The organism is Streptomyces sp. G-G2, assembly GCF_030063135.1.
GTDB lineage: Bacteria > Actinomycetota > Actinomycetes > Streptomycetales > Streptomycetaceae > Streptomyces.
The window spans coordinates 87781-105664 of sequence record NZ_JASISO010000020.1 but is presented as its reverse complement, the minus strand read 5'-3'; the positions used below and the strand labels follow the sequence as shown (position 1 = coordinate 105664).

At 72.0% G+C, this 17884-nt stretch carries 17 protein-coding genes; 7 read left to right on the top strand and 10 right to left on the bottom strand.

Annotated features, from left to right (window positions below):
• Positions 1–49: 49 nt before the first annotated feature.
• The 6 genes from QMF80_RS17900 to ssgD form a co-directional block, all read right to left on the bottom strand.
• A complete protein-coding gene (locus QMF80_RS17900) occupies positions 50–685 on the bottom strand; it encodes a hypothetical protein (RefSeq protein ID WP_283454417.1) in 636 nt (211 codons plus the stop codon).
• On the bottom strand, positions 682–1836 hold the full coding sequence (locus tag QMF80_RS17895) for a hypothetical protein (protein WP_283454415.1): 1155 nt from the start codon (positions 1834–1836) through the stop codon (positions 682–684). The genes QMF80_RS17900 and QMF80_RS17895 overlap by 4 nt, the downstream gene beginning before the upstream one ends.
• A complete protein-coding gene (locus QMF80_RS17890; RefSeq protein WP_283454412.1) occupies positions 1829–2128 on the bottom strand; it encodes a DUF6317 family protein in 300 nt (99 codons plus the stop codon). The genes QMF80_RS17895 and QMF80_RS17890 overlap by 8 nt, the downstream gene beginning before the upstream one ends.
• An 82-nt stretch (positions 2129–2210) precedes the next feature.
• On the bottom strand, positions 2211–3182 hold the full coding sequence (locus QMF80_RS17885) for an acyl-ACP desaturase (RefSeq protein WP_283454410.1): 972 nt from the start codon (positions 3180–3182) through the stop codon (positions 2211–2213).
• A 321-nt stretch (positions 3183–3503) separates the two neighbouring features.
• Positions 3504–5153 (bottom strand): ABC-F family ATP-binding cassette domain-containing protein, encoded by a 1650-nt coding sequence (locus QMF80_RS17880; protein WP_283454408.1) that lies wholly within the window; start codon positions 5151–5153, stop codon positions 3504–3506.
• 231 nt (positions 5154–5384) lie between these two features.
• The gene (gene ssgD / locus QMF80_RS17875; RefSeq protein WP_283454406.1) at positions 5385–5801 is read right to left on the bottom strand and encodes a spore wall synthesis regulator SsgD; all 417 of its coding nucleotides are present in this window, start codon (positions 5799–5801) and stop codon (positions 5385–5387) included.
• 344 nt (positions 5802–6145) lie between these two features.
• On the opposite strand from ssgD, the gene QMF80_RS17870 reads away from it, so the two are divergent.
• Positions 6146–7309, top strand: coding sequence for a WD40/YVTN/BNR-like repeat-containing protein (locus QMF80_RS17870; protein WP_283454404.1), 1164 nt, complete (start codon positions 6146–6148; stop codon positions 7307–7309).
• A 57-nt stretch (positions 7310–7366) separates the two neighbouring features.
• On the opposite strand, the gene QMF80_RS17865 is transcribed toward QMF80_RS17870, so the two are convergent.
• Positions 7367–7666, bottom strand: a complete 300-nt coding sequence (locus QMF80_RS17865; RefSeq protein WP_283454402.1) for a YciI family protein — start codon at positions 7664–7666, stop codon at positions 7367–7369.
• 26 nt (positions 7667–7692) lie between these two features.
• Between QMF80_RS17865 and QMF80_RS17860 the strand changes: the two genes are divergently transcribed.
• Positions 7693–8370: an endonuclease V gene (locus QMF80_RS17860; RefSeq protein ID WP_283454400.1), complete on the top strand. Its 678-nt coding sequence runs from the start codon at positions 7693–7695 to the stop codon at positions 8368–8370.
• A gap of 66 nt (positions 8371–8436) precedes the next feature.
• Here QMF80_RS17860 and QMF80_RS17855 read toward each other — a convergent pair whose 3' ends face one another.
• Positions 8437–9711: a saccharopine dehydrogenase family protein gene (locus QMF80_RS17855; RefSeq protein ID WP_283454397.1), complete on the bottom strand. Its 1275-nt coding sequence runs from the start codon at positions 9709–9711 to the stop codon at positions 8437–8439.
• A 94-nt stretch (positions 9712–9805) separates the two neighbouring features.
• Here QMF80_RS17855 and QMF80_RS17850 point away from each other — a divergent pair, with 94 nt between their 5' ends.
• The 5 genes from QMF80_RS17850 (at position 9806) to QMF80_RS17830 (ending at position 16137) form a co-directional block, all read left to right on the top strand.
• Positions 9806–10198: an MmcQ/YjbR family DNA-binding protein gene (locus tag QMF80_RS17850; protein WP_283454395.1), complete on the top strand. Its 393-nt coding sequence runs from the start codon at positions 9806–9808 to the stop codon at positions 10196–10198.
• Between the two features lie 149 nt (positions 10199–10347).
• Complete coding sequence (locus QMF80_RS17845; RefSeq protein WP_283454393.1) at positions 10348–11475, top strand: CaiB/BaiF CoA transferase family protein; 1128 nt, start codon at positions 10348–10350, stop codon at positions 11473–11475.
• Between the two features lie 6 nt (positions 11476–11481).
• Positions 11482–12624, top strand: a complete 1143-nt coding sequence (locus QMF80_RS17840; RefSeq protein WP_283454391.1) for an acyl-CoA dehydrogenase family protein — start codon at positions 11482–11484, stop codon at positions 12622–12624.
• Positions 12625–12705: 81 nt separating this feature from the next.
• Complete coding sequence (locus QMF80_RS17835) at positions 12706–13920, top strand: acetyl-CoA C-acetyltransferase (protein WP_283454388.1); 1215 nt, start codon at positions 12706–12708, stop codon at positions 13918–13920.
• A gap of 45 nt (positions 13921–13965) precedes the next feature.
• Positions 13966–16137 carry a 3-hydroxyacyl-CoA dehydrogenase NAD-binding domain-containing protein gene (locus QMF80_RS17830; protein WP_283454386.1) on the top strand — a complete coding sequence of 724 codons (2172 nt, stop codon included), beginning with the start codon at positions 13966–13968 and terminating at the stop codon, positions 16135–16137.
• 247 nt (positions 16138–16384) lie between these two features.
• Here QMF80_RS17830 and QMF80_RS17825 read toward each other — a convergent pair whose 3' ends face one another.
• Together QMF80_RS17825 and QMF80_RS17820 are read right to left on the bottom strand one after the other, a co-directional pair.
• A complete protein-coding gene (locus QMF80_RS17825) occupies positions 16385–17026 on the bottom strand; it encodes a maltokinase N-terminal cap-like domain-containing protein (protein WP_283454385.1) in 642 nt (213 codons plus the stop codon).
• 70 nt (positions 17027–17096) lie between these two features.
• Complete coding sequence (locus QMF80_RS17820) at positions 17097–17831, bottom strand: MerR family transcriptional regulator (RefSeq protein ID WP_283454383.1); 735 nt, start codon at positions 17829–17831, stop codon at positions 17097–17099.
• Between the last annotated feature and the right edge of the window lie 53 nt (positions 17832–17884).

Below are 17884 nucleotides of genomic sequence, written 5' to 3'. Positions count from 1 at the left end.
CCGCCTTCGGTCGGGGGGTGATCCCAAGCCATTTTGGTGTGCGGGAGTGTCACGAGAGCACGTCCAGGATGCGTGAGGTGGGCGAACTGTTCTTCGCCTGCGGGACAGATGCGGGATCGGTGAACGCGATCGTGTGCGCGATGCCCTCAAGGATGTCGGCGTAAGCGTCGGCGTGCTGGGTTGCCGCGCTGGTCAAGTCAGCGATGACTACGTGCGATCCCGCGGTGTGGGCGAGGACGAGCCGTGCCTGCGACACCGGGGAGTCCCTGCCAGGAACCGACTGGGTACCGGTGACCAGGCTGCACGGCAGTGCTGACGGAAGTTCAAGGAACCGGCAGTCAACCGTGAGCCAGGACGGAGCTCGGGCGATTCCCAGGGAAGCGCGGGCCACCGCCAAGCGTGGATTGTTCTGACCGCAGGGGCGAACGCTGAGTGAGAACAGAGACGTGACGAAGCCGGCCTCTCCATCGGGGTGCAAACCCAGAGAGGTGTGAAGTACATGATGTGCCGGGAGTTGTTCCAGGTGATCGATGAATTCTCCCGTCTGGCGCTCCGCCCGCTCACTCGTTGCGTCGTCCGTGAAAAGCGGCAACGCCTCTCGCAGCGCTTCAATGCTCTGCGACGAAAAGTCGTGGTATCCCGGCGGCAAGCGGAACCAGACGGGTGGTGGTTCGGTACCCGTCATGGATTCACCGCCGAGAGGACATGCGCCGTCTTTGCTGCGGCGCTTGGGGCGTCGTCGACCACGCCACGTACCCCATCGACGGCCGTTGCCGTGTGTTGTGTCGTGTCCGACGTGCCGGGCACATAGTCCAATACCGCCGTCGCGGCCCCGGTAACGGGGAAGGCGGCGCTCACCGATCTCTGGACTGCAGGGCTGGTCGAGCGCAAAGCCCAACTGGTGATCGGGTTGTCGATGTCCTGCAGTGTGCCCGCCGTTCGCCATGCGGTGCGTGACAGCGTGCTTGCCCCGGCGCTGAGACCGGACAGTGCTGTGGCTTCAGGTACGGCGGCTGCCACCCGGGCCGCGCTGACCCCTGCTTTCGCCCCGGACGCGACTGCCGCGACTCCGGGAACGGCCCCGAGGGCATCTCCAAGTAGCGTCACGCCGCTCTTCCAGAAGTCGGCGTCCAGATCACCCTTGGTGAAACCGTCCGAAAGGGATTTCCGGAACTTGGGATCCGAGGCATGCATGGTAAGTGCCGCGAGGCTCAGACCACCGGCCACCAATGCGAGAGCGACGCCGACGGGTGGGCAGAATGCGGCCACGCAGAGACTGGCCAGACCGAGGACTGCTGACATGTTCGAGAGCGCGTCGGCCGGGTCGTCGGTCATTTTCTGCCAGACCGACTCCAGGAAGCCCGGTTCCTTCGGGGCCAGGCGGTCCGAGGCCGCGTCCAGGGTGCGGGCGATGCGGCGGGCCGCGGCGGTGTGTTCCGCGGCGAGTTCGTGGGCCAGGCGGCGGGCGTCGGACAGGGCTTCCGGGGTGGTCGCGGCGGCGGCCCGGGACGCGTAACGGGCGGCCAGGGCCTGGTGGGCGACCAGGGTGTCGTGCCAGGACGTCAGCCGCCGGGCGGCCTCCTCCAGGGAGGTGTGGGCCGAGCGGAGGTAGCGGGGGAGGTCGTCCGAGAGCGAGTCCCGGAAGGCGGTGGCGGCCTCGCCGTGCCAGGAGGTGCTGCGCGAGACGAGGGCGTCGATCACCGAGGAGGCCTCGCCCAGGGCGCCGGCCGAGGAGCGGAGCTTCGCCGTCAGGGCGCGGACGGCGGCGGGGGAACCCGGGGCGGGGTTGAAACCGAGGCCCGCCCCCGGGGCCTGCGTCGGCGCGGGGTCAGTCACGGGTGCCCGCCGCGCGGAAGGCGTCTCGGACGGCCGCTTCCAGCTCCGCGTAGTCGGCGGCGCCGCGGCCGACCCCCTCGTGGACCGTCTTGACCTGCTTCGCCAGTTCAGCGGCCCCGTAGGCCCATCTCGTCCGGAAGTCGTCGCAGGCGGTGTCGAGGTCGGTCGTGCCCAGTTGGTCGGACCGTACGTGGTCCAGCGCCTCCCGGGCCTCCCGGAGGGAGACCAAGGAGGCGTCCAATGACTGGGCCAGGCGGCTCAGCTGGTCGATGTCCACCCGAAGCGAGGTCATGGGCCGAGAGCCTGGCAGAGCGGGGCTCCGCCAGGGCAATCGTCGTCACCCCTGGGAGGGATGGATATCCGGCCAGGAAGGATCAGGCCTTGCGGGCCGCGATGCGGGCCGCGCGGGCGGCGAGGCGCTCGTCGAACTTGCGCGCCTCGGAGTCCAGGCCGCCCATGTACATGCCGAGCTCGTCCTGCGCCTGCTGGCCCTCGGGGCCGAGGCCGTCGATCTCCATCACCTTGAGGAAGCGGAGCACCGGGCTCAGCACGTCGTCGTGGTGGATCCGCATGTTGTAGATCCCGCCGATCGCCATCTGCGCGGCGGCCCGCTCGAAGCCGGGCATGCCGTGACCGGGCATCCGGAAGTTGACGACGACGTCGCGCACGGCCTGCATCGTCAGGTCCGGGGCCAGCTCGAAGGCGGAGCCGAGCAGGTTGCGGTAGAAGATCATGTGCAAGTTCTCGTCGGCCGCGATACGGGCCAGCATCCGGTCGCAGACCGGGTCACCGGACTGGTGGCCGGTGTTGCGGTGCGAGATCCGGGTGGCCAGCTCCTGGAAGGCGACGTACGCCACCGAGTGCAGCATCGAGTGCCGGTTGTCGGACTCGAAGCCCTCCGCCATGTGCATCATCCGGAACTTCTCGAGCTGGTCCGGGTCCACGGCGCGCGACGCGAGGAGGTAGTCGCGCATCACGATGCCGTGGCGCCCCTCCTCCGCGGTCCAGCGGTGCACCCACGTGCCCCAGGCGCCTTCGCGGCCGAAGAGGGACGCGATCTCGTGGTGGTAGCTGGGGAGGTTGTCCTCGGTGAGGAGGTTGACCACCAGGGCGATGCGGCCGATGTCGGTGACCTTGGACTGGCCGACCTCCCAGGCCTCGCCGTCCTCGAAGAACCCGGGGAAGTTGCGCGCGTCGCTCCACGGAACGTACTCGTGGGGCATCCAGTCCTTCGTCACCTGGAGGTGACGGTTGAGTTCTTTTTCCACCACCTCTTCCAGCGCGAACAGCAGCTTGGCGTCGGTCCACGCCTCCGAGCTGCCGAGGTGGGGAGAGGTGATCGTCACGGGTGCTCCTGGGGACAAAGCGAATACCTACGGTTCCGTAGCCTACGAACCCGTAGGTTAAGCGCGGCGTGAAGAGGAACCAAGCCCCACCCCTGGGGGTGCCTGGTTACGTCCCGTTATGTATGCAGTTGAAAGAGGCGCCAGGAGGTCCAAACTCACACCAGAAGGTGACCCGCGGCACCCGGATTGACCGTCTGAACCCATGCGTGGAGGGCTACGGCCGGGTCCGTGACGTACGCCACGGACCCTGTCGCGCCGAGGGAGGCCCGATGTCGGCGTCCGGACCGAAGCGGAAGCGCCCCGGGCCCTCGCCGGCCCCCGTCAGTCCTGCCACATGGATGCCCGCACCCCCTCCGCCGTGGTCGGCCGCAGCTCGCCGTCCTGGATCAGCAGCCAGCGGGTGATGCCGATCGACTCCAGGAACGGCACGTCGTGCCCGGCCACGATCAGGGCGCCCTCGTAGGAGTCCAGCGCGTCCGTCAGCTGTCGTACGCTCGCCAGGTCCAGGTTGTTCGTCGGCTCGTCCAGCATCAGCAGCTGCGGAGCCGGGTCCGCCAGCAGCAGCGCCGCCAGTGCCGCCCGGAAGCGCTCGCCGCCCGACAGGGTGCCCGCGGGCTGGTCCGCCCGGTCGCCCCGGAAGAGGAAGTGCGCGAGGCGGGCCCGGATCCGGTTGTTCGTGGCCCGAGGGGCGAACCGCGCCACGTTCTCCACCACCGAACGGCCGTCGTCGAGCACGTCGAGCCGCTGCGGCAGGTACCGCGCCGGTACGTGCGTCACCGCCTCGCCGGACACCGGAGGCAGCAGCCCGGCCACCGTGCGCAGCAGGGTGGTCTTGCCCGAACCGTTGCGCCCGACCAGGGCGATCCGTTCCGGCCCGCGCAGTTCCCACTCGCCCCGCACCACCGCCGTCCGCGCGTGCGCGAGGCGCAGCCCGCTCAGGGTCAGCACCCGCCGCCCCGGCGGCACCAGGGTGGCGGGCAGCTCGATCCGGATCTCGTCGTCGTCGCGCACCGCGTCCACCGCCTGGTCGAGCCGCTCCCGCGCCTGCGCCAGCTTCTCGGTGTGCATGATGCGGTGCTTGCCCGCCGAGACCTGGGCCTGCCGTTTGCGTTCACCCATCACGATCTTGGGCTCGCGCTTGGTGTCGTTCATCTTCTGTCCGTACCGCTTGCGGCGAGCCAACTTGACGTGGGCGTCGGACAGTTCACGCTTCTGGCGCTGTACGTCGGCCTCCGCGACCCGGACCAGCCGCTCGGCCGTCTCCTGCTCGGCGGCCAGGACCTCCTCGTACGCGCTGAAGTTCCCGCCGTACCAGCGGACTTCACCCTCGCGCAGCTCGGCGATCTGGTCCACCCGGTCCAGCAGGTCCCGGTCGTGGCTGACCAGGACCAGTACCCCGGTCCAGGCTTCGACCGCGGCGTACAGCCGCTGCCGGGCCGGGAGGTCGAGGTTGTTGGTGGGCTCGTCGAGGAGCAGTACGTCGGGCCGGGCGATCAGCAGCGCGGCCAGGCGCAGCAACACGCTCTCCCCGCCGGACAGTTCACCGACCGTGCGGTCGAGGCCGATCCGGCCCAGCCCGAGCTGGTCGAGGGTGGCGAGGGAGCGTTCCTCCACGTCCCAGTCGTCGCCGACCGCCGTGAAGTTGGCCTCGCTCGCGTCGCCCGCCTCGATGGCGTGCAGGGCGGCGCGGGTGGCGGTGGTCCCGAGGGCCTCGTCCACGCGGAGCGAGGTGTCGAGGGTGATGCCCTGGGGGAGGTGGCCGACCGTGCCGGCCACGGAGATCCGGCCGTCGGTGGGGGCCAGTTCACCCGCGATGAGTTTCAACAGGGTGGACTTGCCCGAGCCGTTGAGCCCGATCAGGCCGGTGCGGCCGGGGCCGACGGCGAGCTGGAGGCCGTCGAAGACGGGGGTTCCGTCGGGCCAGTCGAAGACCAGGGTGGAGCAGGTGACGTACGTAGGGGCATGGCTCATGGAGGCCTCCAGGTTGCGTGAGTGGTGCGATGCAACGCGGGGAGACAGCCGACGGGGAGCGCTCCTGACGAAGGGCTGGGGCGGTCGGTGTCTCGGACCTCAGACGAGCAATGTCCTGCTCCGTTTCGACGGCGATGGGGCGTCTGCGAAGCTACGGGCGGCGGCCGGCCGCCCGCAAACGATTTAGTGCGGCCGTCCGTCAGTGAGTACGGCGTCCATCCGGGCGGTCGGTCAACAGGAGTCGCGCATCAGCTCGGCCAGGCTGTGGTCCATGTCCAGGTACAGGTGCTCCAGCCCCGGCGGCGCCACGGCGGCGGACCGCTCCAGGAACCCGCGCAGCTCCGGTGTGGCCATCAGGACGATCGCCACGCCCTCCGGAGCGTGGAACTCCACGACGGTCCGGCCCGATCCGTACGGCCGCACCCGTACGTCGCCGCTGCCGCAGGGCCGGTCCAGCCCCGCGGCCAGAAGCTCGCGCGCGAAGGTCCACGACACCTCCACGCCCTCCAGCGTCGCGGGGGCCGGGAAGGCCATGCGGACGGCGAAGGGGTCCGAGCGGTCGTAATGGAGGGTGACGGGGACGGTCTCGACCTTGGGCGCCGAGGCGACCAGACGGGCCTGTACGGCCTGCTCGATGGTGGTGATCAAGGCTCGCTCCCTTGCGGCGGGTCGGTTGCCGGGCGGTGGCTGGGGCCCGGCAACCGGATAGACGCGGGAAATCGCGAATCCGTGCATGGGGAGAGTGCGTGAGCTGTGTCACCGAACGGCTGGAACAGATCCGTGTGATCGCCCAAGGGCGGCCCGGGACGGTTGGGGCGCAAGGAGTCTCGTGCGGAGCCGGGGGCTCCGGAGTGGTCGCAGTAAGGCTGGTTTCCGCTCCCTCCACGGGCGTGAGGCATCACTCGGGCCCCGTCCGGCCGCCCGTCCGCGCCCCGGCGGGCGCGGCGAGGCACCCTGGACGGCCGATCAAGGGTGCGTTAGCTTCCGGCGCCATGAGACTTCTGGCAGTTGGCATGTGCGCGGCAGCTCTGACGGGGGTGCTGGCCGGGGTTCCCGCCGCGCCCGCCCGGGCGGACACCGCCGCTCCCGCCCGGGACACGGCCGCTTCCGGTGGGACGGACACCGCCGCTTCCGCCGGGGCGGACACCGCCGCGGCGCCGGGCTGGAGCCCCGGCCTCGGCTGGGCCCTCAAGGGCACCGGTACGGACGCCCGCTTCCGGGGCCTGGCGGCCGTGAGCCGCTCCACCGCCTGGGTGTCCGGCTCGAAGGGGACGGTCCTGCGCACCGTGGACGGCGGCCGGAGCTGGGGCGACGTGTCCCCGCCCGGAGCCGCCGGACTGGAGCTGCGCGACATCGAGGCCTTCGACGTGCGGCGCGCGGTGGCCCTGTCCATCGGCGAGGGCGAGGACTCCCGGATCTGGCGGACCGAGGACGGCGGGGCCACCTGGAGCGAGAGCTTCCGCAACCCCGATCCCCGGGCCTTCTACGACTGCCTGACCTTCTCCGACCCCGCGCACGGGCTGGCCGTGAGCGACCCGGTCGACGGGAAGTTCCGGATCCTGTCCACCGCGGACGGCGGGCGCAGCTGGCGGGTGCTGCCGAACGCCGGGATGCCGGACGCGCTGCCCGGTGAGGCGGGCTTCGCCGCGAGCGGGCAGTGCCTGGTCAGCGCGGGGGCGCGGGACGTCTGGCTGGCCACGGGCGGGGGCGCGAGCGGGCGCGTGCTGCACTCGGCGGACCGGGGTCTGACCTGGAGCGCGGCCGATTCCACCCTGCCCGCGGGCGATCCCGCGAAGGGGGTCTTCGGGATCGCCTTCCGCGACCGCGCCCACGGCCTGGCGGTGGGCGGCGACTACCGGACCGGCGAGGCGTCCCCGAAGGCGGGCGCGGTCTCCGCCGACGCGGGCCGCAGCTGGCGCGCGGCCACCGCGCCGCCGCCCGCCTACCGGTCGGGGGTCGCCTGGGTTCCGTACACCTCGACGGTGGCCCTCGCGGTCGGCCCGACCGGCAGTGACCTCACGCTCGACGCGGGCCGCAGCTGGCGGCCGCTGGCCACGGGGTCCTTCGACACCGTCGCCTGCACCGCCGACCTGGCCTGCTGGGCGGCGGGCGAGAAGGGCCGGGTGGCGCGGCTGGAGCCGGGCCGGGGAGAGTAGCGCGGGCCCGCCTCCCCGGTGGCGGTCCGCCACCGGGGGAGCCGGTACGGGGAAGGCTCAGACGAGCGGGGTCTCGCGGACCGCGGCCAGGTCCGTCGAGGTCTTCGTCGCGATGAACTCCGTGATGCGGTAGGCGCAGACGCCCGCCACCGTGAAGGGGTCCTCGTCGGCGATCTTCTCGATCTCGGCGCGGGAGACCCCGCCCGCGAGGATCACGCCGCCCTCGCGCGGCACCTTGCGGCCCGAGGCGAGGAAGACGCCGGAGGCGTAGTAGCCGTCCAGCCAGGTGATGTGGGCGTCCATCTGTTCCTCGACGGCTTCGAGGGGCGCGGTGTAGGTCAACTCCATTACGAACATGATCTCCAGGCTACTCTCGCACCATCATGACGAGTGCGAAGACCCCCGCCGATGAGGCCGAGGCCCGGGCGATACAGGACGAACTGCGGCACCAGGTCGTGCTCACCGAGACCGGCCCGCCGGTCGGGCAGGGCCTGGTGACCGGAGTGGACGTCGCGTACGACGACGAGCGCGACCTCGTCGCCGCCGCGGCCGTGGTGCTCGACGCGGGCACCCTGGAGGTCGTCGAGGAGGCGACCGCGGTGGGGCGCGTCAGCTTCCCGTACGTTCCGGGGCTGCTCGCCTTCCGCGAACTGCCCACCGTGCTGGCCGCCCTGGACGCGCTGACCCGCGCCCCCGGGCTGGTCGTCTGCGACGGGTACGGGCTCGCGCACCCGCGCGGCTTCGGGCTCGCCTGCCACCTCGGCGTGGTCACCGGCCTGGCGACCATCGGGGTCGCGAAGAACCCGTTCACCTTCACGTACGCCGAACCGGGTGCGCGGCGCGGGGACGCCTCCCCCCTCCTCGCCTCTGACGGCGCCGAGGTCGGCCGGGCGCTGCGCACCCAGGACGGGATCAAGCCGGTGTACGTCTCCGTCGGGCACCGCGTCTCGCTGGACAACGCGACCGCGCACACCCTGGCCCTGAGCCCGCGCTTCCGGATCCCCGAGAGCACCCGGCACGCGGACTCCCTCTGCCGCCGGGCGCTGCGCGAGGCGGGCTGAGCCCCCCGGGCCCCGGCCCCCCGGCCCCCGGGCCCCGCGCTCACCTCCCGCCGAGCCGCCCCCGCCTCACACCGCCCGTTCGTCCACGACCCGGAAGCGGATCCCCGCCCCCTGGAGCCGCTCCAGCAGCGCGTCGCCCATCGCCACGGCCGTGGTCAGCTGCCCCGAAGCCGCCGGGAGCCGGTCGTACGCCAGGCACAGCGCCGACTCCGCCAGCATCTTCGCCGTCTCGCCGTACCCGGGATCGCCGCCCGAGACCTCCGTCAGCACCCGGCGGCCGCCGCCCTCGCCCACGAAGCGGACCGTGAACCAGCTGCGCGCCCTGCGCTGCGCGTCCGGCCCCCGCCCCGGCTCCCACCGGCTGCCGAGCCAGCTCCGCACGGCCGGGATCTGGGCCAGGGCGACCGTCGCGCCGACCGCTCCCGCCGCGCCCACCGCGACCGGCAGGCGGCGCACGGAGGCGTAGTGCCGGTAGCGGAAGTCCGGACCGTACCGTTCCAGCGCGGCCGCCGACCGGGCCACCACCCGGGGGTCCAGCGTGGGCAGCGGCAGCGCCCAGCTCCCGGTCTCCCGGCTGTAGCGGGGCGCGGCGGCGGGTCCCCTGGCCCGGCGCCCCAGCAGCCGGGGCTCGTGCAGCCGGCGCTCCCGTGCGGCGGCCAGGGTCTGCGCTCCGCGACCGGCGGCGGCGAGCGCCGAGGCCAGGGTGCCGCCCGAGAAGGTGGCGTTGGTGCGCAGGAACCCGTCCACGGTCAGTGGGACCCCCTCGGGCAGCCGCCGGACGGTGAAGTACGCGCCGAGGTCGGCCGGGATCGAGTCGAAGCCGCAGGCGTGCACGATGCGCGCGCCGCTCTCCCGGGCCCGGGCGTCGTGGGCGACGTACATCCGGTCCACGAACTCCGGTTCCCCGGTGAGGTCCAGGTAGTCGGTGCCGTTCTCGGCGCAGGCGGCGACCAGCTGCGCGCCGTACCAGATGTACGGACCCACGGTGGTGGCCAGCACGCGGGTGGAGGCGGCCAGTTCGCGCACCTCGCGCGGATCGGTGGCGTCCGCGCGCAGCAGCGGCAGTTCCGCGCACCGGGGGTCGATGGCGGCGAGGCGCTCCCGCAGACGTTCGAGTTTGGCCCGGTCGCGGCCCGCGAGGGCCCACCGGCATCCGGCGGGCGCGTGCGCGGCGAGGTACTCGGCGGTGAGGGCGCCGACGAACCCGGTCGCCCCGAAGAGCACCAGGTCGTAGGCGCGTTCCGGCGCGGACCGGGGTGCGGACCCGGGTGCCGGTCCGGGCACGGGGCCGGGCACGGGTCCGGGCTCTGGCAGGTTCTGGCTGGTGTGCGGGCTGTTCATCTGTGCTCCTCCCGACTGCTGTCGGTCGCTGAGGCTAGCGTGAGGATCGACTGTCCGTGCGAGCAGGTGTGACCTGCGGTAAGTGGAGGCGTCGATGAAGGCTGCGGTGCGCACGTGGGAGGCGGTGCGGGAGTTCGCCCTCGGCCTGCCCGAGGCGGTCGAGGAGCAACCGTGGGGTCCGACGGACTCCGTGGTGAAGATCAACAAGAAGATCTTCGTGTTCCTGGGCAATGCCGACGGCCCCGAGCCGCCCGGCCTTTCGGTCAAGCTCAAGGACGAGGCCCTGCACGGCCACGCGATGACCGCTCCGGGCGCGGCGCCCACCGGATACGGACTGGGCCGCTCGGGCTGGGTCACCGTACCGCTGGGGGAGAAGGGCTCGCCGAGCGCCGAGGTGGTGTGCGAATGGGTGGAGGAGAGCTACCGGACGGTGGCCCTCAGGCGGCACGTGAAGACGCTCGACGAACGCTCCGGCGCGCACGGGTAGGAAGCGGAGGAACGGAAACGTCCGGAAACTCACTAAGCGCTTGCTCGGTCGACCGCCCCAAGGGGTTGTGCTGAGCCGTGCCCGTTCCTAGCATCACAGGTGTTACATCAGTTGTGTCACACAGGGGTACCACGGATGCTGGGGGCTCGATGGCAGTGACAGGGAACGGCCCGCTGGCCGGAGTGCGCGTCGTCGAACTGGCGGGCATCGGCCCGGGGCCGTTCGCCGCCATGCTCCTCGCCGACCTCGGCGCGGACGTCGTACGGGTGGACCGGCCCGGCGGGGGCGGCCTGGCCGTCGACCCCGCCTACGACATCACCAACCGCGGCAAGCGCTCCGTCCTGCTGGACCTCAAGTCCGCCGAAGGGCCCGCCCGGGTCCTGGACCTGGTCGAGCGGGCCGACGTGCTCGTCGAGGGCTTCCGGCCCGGGGTCGCCGAGCGGCTCGGGGTCGGCCCCGCCGAGTGCCACGCCCGCAACCCGCGGCTCGTGTACGGCCGGATGACCGGCTGGGGCCAGGAGGGCCCGCTGGCGCACAGCGCCGGACACGACATCGCCTACATCGCGGTGACGGGTGCCCTCGGCATGATCGGAGCCCCGGACCAGCCGCCCGCCGTCCCCGCCAACCTCGTCGGCGACTACGCGGGCGGCTCGCTGTACCTCGTCATCGGAGTCCTCGCCGCCCTCCAGCACGCCCGCACGAGCGGCGTCGGCCAGGTCGTCGACGCCGCGATCGTCGACGGGACCGCGCACCTCACCTCGATGATCCACGGGATGATGGCGGCCGGCGGCTGGCAGGACCGGCGCGGGGCCAACCTCCTCGACGGCGGCTGCCCGTTCTACGGCACCTACGAGACCTCCGACGGCGGGTACATGGTGGTCGGCGCGCTGGAGCAGCAGTTCTACGACACCTTCACCGAGCTGCTCGGCATCAAGGACCAGGCCCCCGCCCGCAAGGACCTGGCCCGCTGGGGCGAGCTGCGCGAGGCCGTCGCCGCCCGTTTCAGAACCCGTACGCGCACACAGTGGACGGAGGTCTTCGAGGGTACGGACGCCTGCGTGGCCCCCGTGCTGTCGCTGCGCGAAGCCCCGGCGCACCCGCACCTCGCCGCCCGCGGCACCTTCACCGACATCGGCGGGATCGTCCAGCCCGCCCCCGCGCCCCGGTTCTCCGCCACCCCGGCCGCCGTGCCGGGCGGCCCCGCCCTGCCGGGCGCGCACACCGCATCCGTGGCCCGCGACTGGGACGTCCCGGCCCTGTACGAGCTGGAGGACTGACCCCCCGTGAAGCGCCGGATCTTCGAACCCGAGCACGACACCTTCCGCGAGAGCGTGCGCACCTTCCTGGCCAAGGAAGTGCTGCCGCACTACGAACAGTGGGAGAAGGACGGCATCGTCAGCCGCGAGGCGTGGCGGGCCGCCGGGCGCCAGGGGCTGCTGGGCCTCGCCGTACCGGAGGAGTACGGCGGCGGCGGTAACCCCGACTTCCGCTACGCCGCGGTCATCGCCGAGGAGTTCACCCGGGCGGGCGCCGCCGGGCTGGCCATCGGCCTGCACAACGACATCATCGGGCCGTACCTGACCTCGCTGGCCACCGGTGAGCAGAAGCGGCGCTGGCTGCCCGGGTTCTGCTCGGGCGAGACCATCACGGCCATCGCGATGACCGAACCGGGCGCGGGCTCCGACCTCCAGGGCATCCGGACCAGCGCCGAGGACCGCGGCGACCACTGGCTGCTGAACGGCTCCAAGACCTTCATCTCCAACGGGATCCTGGCCGACCTGGTCGTCGTCGTCGCCAAGACCACCCCCGAGGGCGGGGCGCACGGCCTGTCCCTGTTCGTGGTGGAGCGCGGCGCGGAGGGCTTCGAGCGCGGCCGCAACCTCGACAAGATCGGGCAGAAGGCCCAGGACACCGCCGAGCTGTTCTTCCACGACGTACGCGTCCCCAAGGAGAACCTGCTCGGCGAGCTGAACGGCGCCTTCGTCCACTTGATGACCAACCTCGCCCAGGAGCGGATGGGCATCGCGATGGCGGGCATCGCCGCCGCCGAACACCTGCTGGAGATCACCACCGGCTACGTCAAGGAGCGCGAGGCCTTCGGGCGCCCGCTCGCCAAGCTCCAGCACATCCGCTTCGAGATCGCGGAGATGGCCACCGAGTGCGCCGTCACCCGTACCTTCCTCGACCGGTGCATCGTGGACCACGCGAACGGGGAGCTGGACGCCGTCCACGCCTCGATGGCCAAGTGGTGGGCGACCGAACTGCAGAAGCGGGTCGCCGACCGCTGCCTGCAACTGCACGGCGGATACGGCTACATGAGCGAATACCGGGTCGCGCGGGCGTTCGTCGACGGCCGTATCCAGACCATCTACGGCGGTACGACCGAGATCATGAAGGAGATCATCGGCCGTTCCCTGCTCGGCTAGCCCCCGGCCACCCCCCGCCCCCCGGCCACCCCCGCGCCCCTGCGGCCCTTCCCCTCGGATTCTCCTCGAAAGGCTTGACCAGTGAGCACCGAAGCGTACGTGTACGACGCGATCCGCACCCCGCGCGGCCGCGGCAAGGCCAACGGAGCCCTGCACGGCACCAAGCCGATCGACCTCGTCGTCGGCCTCATCCACGCCCTGCGCGAGCGCAACCCCGGCCTGGACCCGGCGACCATCGACGACATCGTGCTCGGCGTCGTCGGCCCCGTCGGCGACCAGGGGTCGGACATCGCCCGGATCGCGGCGATCGCCGCCGGACTGCCGGACACCGTGGCGGGCGTACAGGAGAACCGCTTCTGTGCCTCCGGCCTGGAAGCCGTCAACATGGCGGCGGCCAAGGTCCGTTCCGGCTGGGAGGACCTGGTCCTCGCGGGCGGCGTCGAGTCCATGTCCCGCGTCCCGATGGCCTCCGACGGCGGCGCCTGGTTCGCCGACCCGATGACCAACTGGGACACCGGCTTCGTCCCGCAGGGCATCGGCGCCGACCTGATCGCCACCATCGAGGGATTCTCCCGGCGCGACGTGGACGAGTACGCGGCCCTGTCCCAGGAGCGCGCCGCCGCGGCCATCAAGGACGGCCGCTTCGCCACGTCCGTGGTCCCCGTCACCGACCGCAACGGCCTGGTCGTCCTGGACCACGACGAGTTCGTCCGCCCCGGGACCACCGCCGACACCCTGGCCCGGCTGAAGCCGTCCTTCGCGGACATCGGCGACCTCGGCGGCTTCGACGCGGTCGCCCTCCAGAAGTACCACTGGGTCGAGAAGATCGACCACGTCCACCACGCGGGCAACTCCTCCGGCATCGTCGACGGCGCCTCGCTCGTCGCGATCGGCTCCCGTGAGGCGGGGGAGCGCAACGGCCTGGCGCCCCGCGCCCGGATCGTCTCGGCCGCCGTCTCCGGCTCCGAGCCCACCATCATGCTCACCGGCCCCGCCCCGGCCACCCGCAAGGCCCTCGCCAAGGCCGGGCTGACCATCGACGACATCGACCTCATCGAGATCAACGAGGCCTTCGCGGGCGTCGTGCTGCGCTTCGTCAAGGACATGGGCGTCTCCCTCGACAAGGTCAACGTCAACGGCGGCGCGATCGCGCTCGGCCACCCCCTCGGCGCCACCGGCGCGATGATCCTCGGCACCGTCATCGACGAACTGGAGCGCCAGGACAAGCGCTACGGCCTCGTCACCCTCTGCGTCGGCGGCGGCATGGGCGTCGCCACCATCGTCGAGCGCCTCTGACCGTCCCTGTCCCCGGAAACCCTTTCTCACACGGAAGTAGCGATAATGAGCGAGTCCACCACGATCCGCTGGGAACAGGACGAGACCGGCGTCGTCACCCTGATCCTCGACGACCCCAACCAGTCCGCCAACACGATGAACCAGGCCTTCAAGGACTCCATCGCGGCCATCGCCGACCGCGCCGAGACCGAGAAGGACTCCATCCGGGGCATCGTCTTCACCTCCGCCAAGAAGACCTTCTTCGCGGGCGGCGACCTCAAGGAAATGATCCGGCTCCGCCCCGAGGACGCCCGCCTCGCCTTCGAGACCGGCACCGCGATCAAGAGCTCGCTGCGCCGGATCGAAACCCTCGGAAAGCCGGTCGTCGCCGCCATCAACGGGGCCGCGCTGGGCGGCGGTTACGAGATCGCCCTCGCCTGCCACCACCGCGTCGCCCTCGACGCCCCCGGCTCCAAGATCGGCCTGCCCGAGGTCACCCTCGGCCTGCTCCCGGCCGGCGGCGGCGTCACCCGCACCGTCCGCCTGATGGGCATCGCCGACGCCCTCCTCAAGGTGCTGCTCCAGGGCACCCAGTACAGCCCGCAGCGCGCCCTGGACAACGGCCTGGTCCACGAACTGGCCGCCACCCGCGAGGAGATGCTCGCCAAGGCCCGCGCCTTCATCGACGCGAACCCCGCCTCGCAGCAGCCCTGGGACGTCCCCGGCTACCGGATCCCCGGCGGTACGCCCGCCAGCCCCCGGTTCGCCGCCAACCTCCCGGCGTTCCCGGCCAACTTGAAGAAGCAGCTGAACGGGGCCCCGTACCCGGCCCCGCGCAACATCCTGGCCTGCGCCGTCGAGGGCTCCCAGGTGGACTTCGAGACCGCGCTGACCATCGAGGCGCGCTACTTCACCGAGCTGGTCACCGGGCAGACCGCCAAGAACATGATCCAGGCGTTCTTCTTCGACCTCCAGGCCGTCAACTCCGGCGCCAGCCGCCCCCGCGGTATCGCGCCCCGCCCGGTCCGCAAGGTCGCCGTCCTCGGCGCGGGCATGATGGGCGCGGGCATCGCCTACTCCTGCGCCCGCGCGGGCATCGAGGTGATCCTCAAGGACGTCACCCCCGAGGCCGCCGCGAAGGGCAAGGAGTACGCCGAGAAGCTGCTCGACAAGGCGCTCTCCCGGGGCCGCACGACCGAGGCCAAGCGGGCCGGGCTGCTCGCCCGGATCACCCCCACCGCGCTGGCCGCCGACCTCGCGGGCTGCGACGCCGTCATCGAGGCCGTCTTCGAGGACACCGCCCTCAAGCACAAGGTGTTCCAGGAGATCCAGGACGTCATCGAGCCCGACGCGCTGCTCTGCTCCAACACCTCGACGCTGCCCATCACCGGTCTGGCCGAGGGGGTTTCGCGGCCCGTCGACTTCATCGGGCTGCACTTCTTCTCGCCCGTCGACAAGATGCCGCTGGTCGAGATCATCAAGGGCGAGCGCACCGGGGACGAGGCCCTGGCCCGCGCCTTCGACCTGGTCCGCCAGATCAACAAGACCCCGATCGTGGTTAACGACTCGCGCGGCTTCTTCACCTCGCGGGTCATCGGCCAGTTCATCAACGAGGGCGTCGCGATGGTCGGCGAGGGCATCGAGCCCGCCTCCGTCGAACAGGCGGCCGCCCAGGCCGGTTACCCGGCGAAGGTGCTCTCCCTGATGGACGAGCTGACCCTGACCCTGCCCCGCAAGATCCGCAACGAGACCCGCAAGGCCTTCGAGGCCGAGGGCCGGGCCTGGCCCGAGCACCCCGCCGACGCGGTCATCGACCGGATGGTGGACGAGTTCGGCCGCCCCGGCCGCAGCGGGGGCGCGGGCTTCTACGACTACGACGAGGCGGGCAAGCGGGCCGCGATCTGGCCGGGCCTGCGCGAGCACTTCACCAAGCCCGGTACCGAGATCCCCTTCGAGGACATGAAGGAGCGGATGCTCTTCTCCGAGGCGATCGACACCGTCCGCCTCTTCGAGGAGGGCGTGCTGACCTCAGTGGCCGACGCCAACATCGGCTCCATCATGGGAATCGGCTTCCCCGCCTGGACCGGCGGCGTGATCCAGTACATCAACGGCTACGAGGGCGCCCTGCCCGGCTTCGTGGCCCGCGCGCGCGAGCTGGCCGACACGTACGGCGAGCGGTTCACCCCGCCCGCCCTCCTCGTGGAGAAGGCCGGGCGCGGGGAGACCTTCACCGACTGACCGGCCCCAACCCCGGTGCCGGGGCGCCCTGATGGACCACTACGGCCCCTCAGGGCGCCCGGCCCGCACGGCGGAACCAGGTGCGCCGAGGCCGCCCGGGCGATGAGAACACCTTCGTGGCGGCCTTCCCGCGCGCCGCGTGCGTCACGGTCCACGCGCCGCGGCTCGACGCCGCGAGCGTGCGGGCCCGGGACGCCGTCGGCCGAGGCCCCGGAACACCACGGGCCGGAGCCGGTCCCGGGCGGTCTCAGCCCAGGACGTCCAGCGTCGCGAAGACGCCCCGGTGCGCGGCGCCGTCCGGGGTGGTCCACTGGGCGAGCAGCCCCGACGGGGCGTCGGGGGCCGCGGCCAGCGCGCGCGCCAGTCCGAGCCGGGCCCCGCCCGGCAGCGGGATCCGCGTGCCCCGCGCGTCCTCGGTGACCTCCACCCGCTCGGACAGCGGGACCCCCGCGATCTGCGGGCCCGCGTACCGCACGGCTACGGTGGGCTCGGGGGTGTTGCTCACGCTCTGGTGCTGCGGCTTCGCGTCGCCCTGGAACAGCGCGAGCAGCTGGTCGACGAAGACCGGGTCGTGCGCGGCGTCGTAGACCCAGCGGCGCCCGAGGACCCCGTGCTCCGAGGTGCCGATCAGCCCCGCCCCGGCCCCTTCGAGCGGCGCCCCGCGATAGGTGACCGGTACGTGGTAGGCCACCGGCCGCTCGCCCGAGGTGTCGGTGACCACCATGAACTCGATGCCCACCTCGCCCTCCGGATCGTCGAGCCGGAAGCCGCCCGCCTTGACCGGCGCGGGGGCCTGCCCCGTCGCGACGTACCAGGGCCGCCGCGGCAGCCATTCGGCGAGAAGCTCCAGCTTCCCGGGGTTCATCGTGGTGTCGTAAATGATCGCCATGGCCGCGAACCTACCCCGCACCGCGCCCGGTCCGCTCCCCGCGTCCGCGCCCCGAGAGCCGCGCCGCCCCCTATTCCCGCGGTTCCTCCGCGACGAACGCGGCCCGCAGTTCCTCCTTCAGTGACCGCTGAAACGCCGTCACCAGCGCCTGCACCACCATCGGTTGCATGTGCGCGGACAGCGACTTCATCGCCTCCACCCGCTCCGGATCGCTCTCACCCTCCGTGAACGGCCCCCACACCTCGTCCCGGAACAGCGCGGTCAGCTCGTGTGCCGCCGTCCGCGCGTGTTCCAGCAGTACGGTGCGCGCCGCCAGGATCGTCTCGTGCGCGATCGGTACGTCGAGCAGCGCGACCCCCAGCCGCAGCAGCCCCAGGTCCACCCGGAACCCGTCCTCCTGCGGGCCGACCACGTTCATCGCGGTCAGCCGCAGCACATCGGTGTCCGACAGGGACCGCCCCGCGCGCTTCTCCAGCTCGGCCCGCGAGGTCTGCGCCGCCGCGTCCGGGGCCCAGGTCGCCACCAGCGCCCGGTGGATCGCCAGATCGTGCGCGCTCAGGTCGTCGGGCAGCGCGTCGAGGTAGCGCTCGATCGCCGACAGGGTCATCCCCTGGTGCTGCAACTCCTCGATCAGGGCCAGCCGGGAGAGGTGTTCCGGCCCGTAATGGCCGACCCTGCGGGGTCCGATCACGGGAGGGGGCAAAAGCCCGCGCGTGCTGTAGAACCGTACGGTGCGGACGGTCACGCCCGCCCGGGACGCCAGCTCGTCGACGGTGAGCGGCGGCTCCGGTGCCTGGGTGGTCATGGTCCCCGCCTCGCTCTCTGATCAGCACGCTTTTCGTCGACACAGTTCGTGTT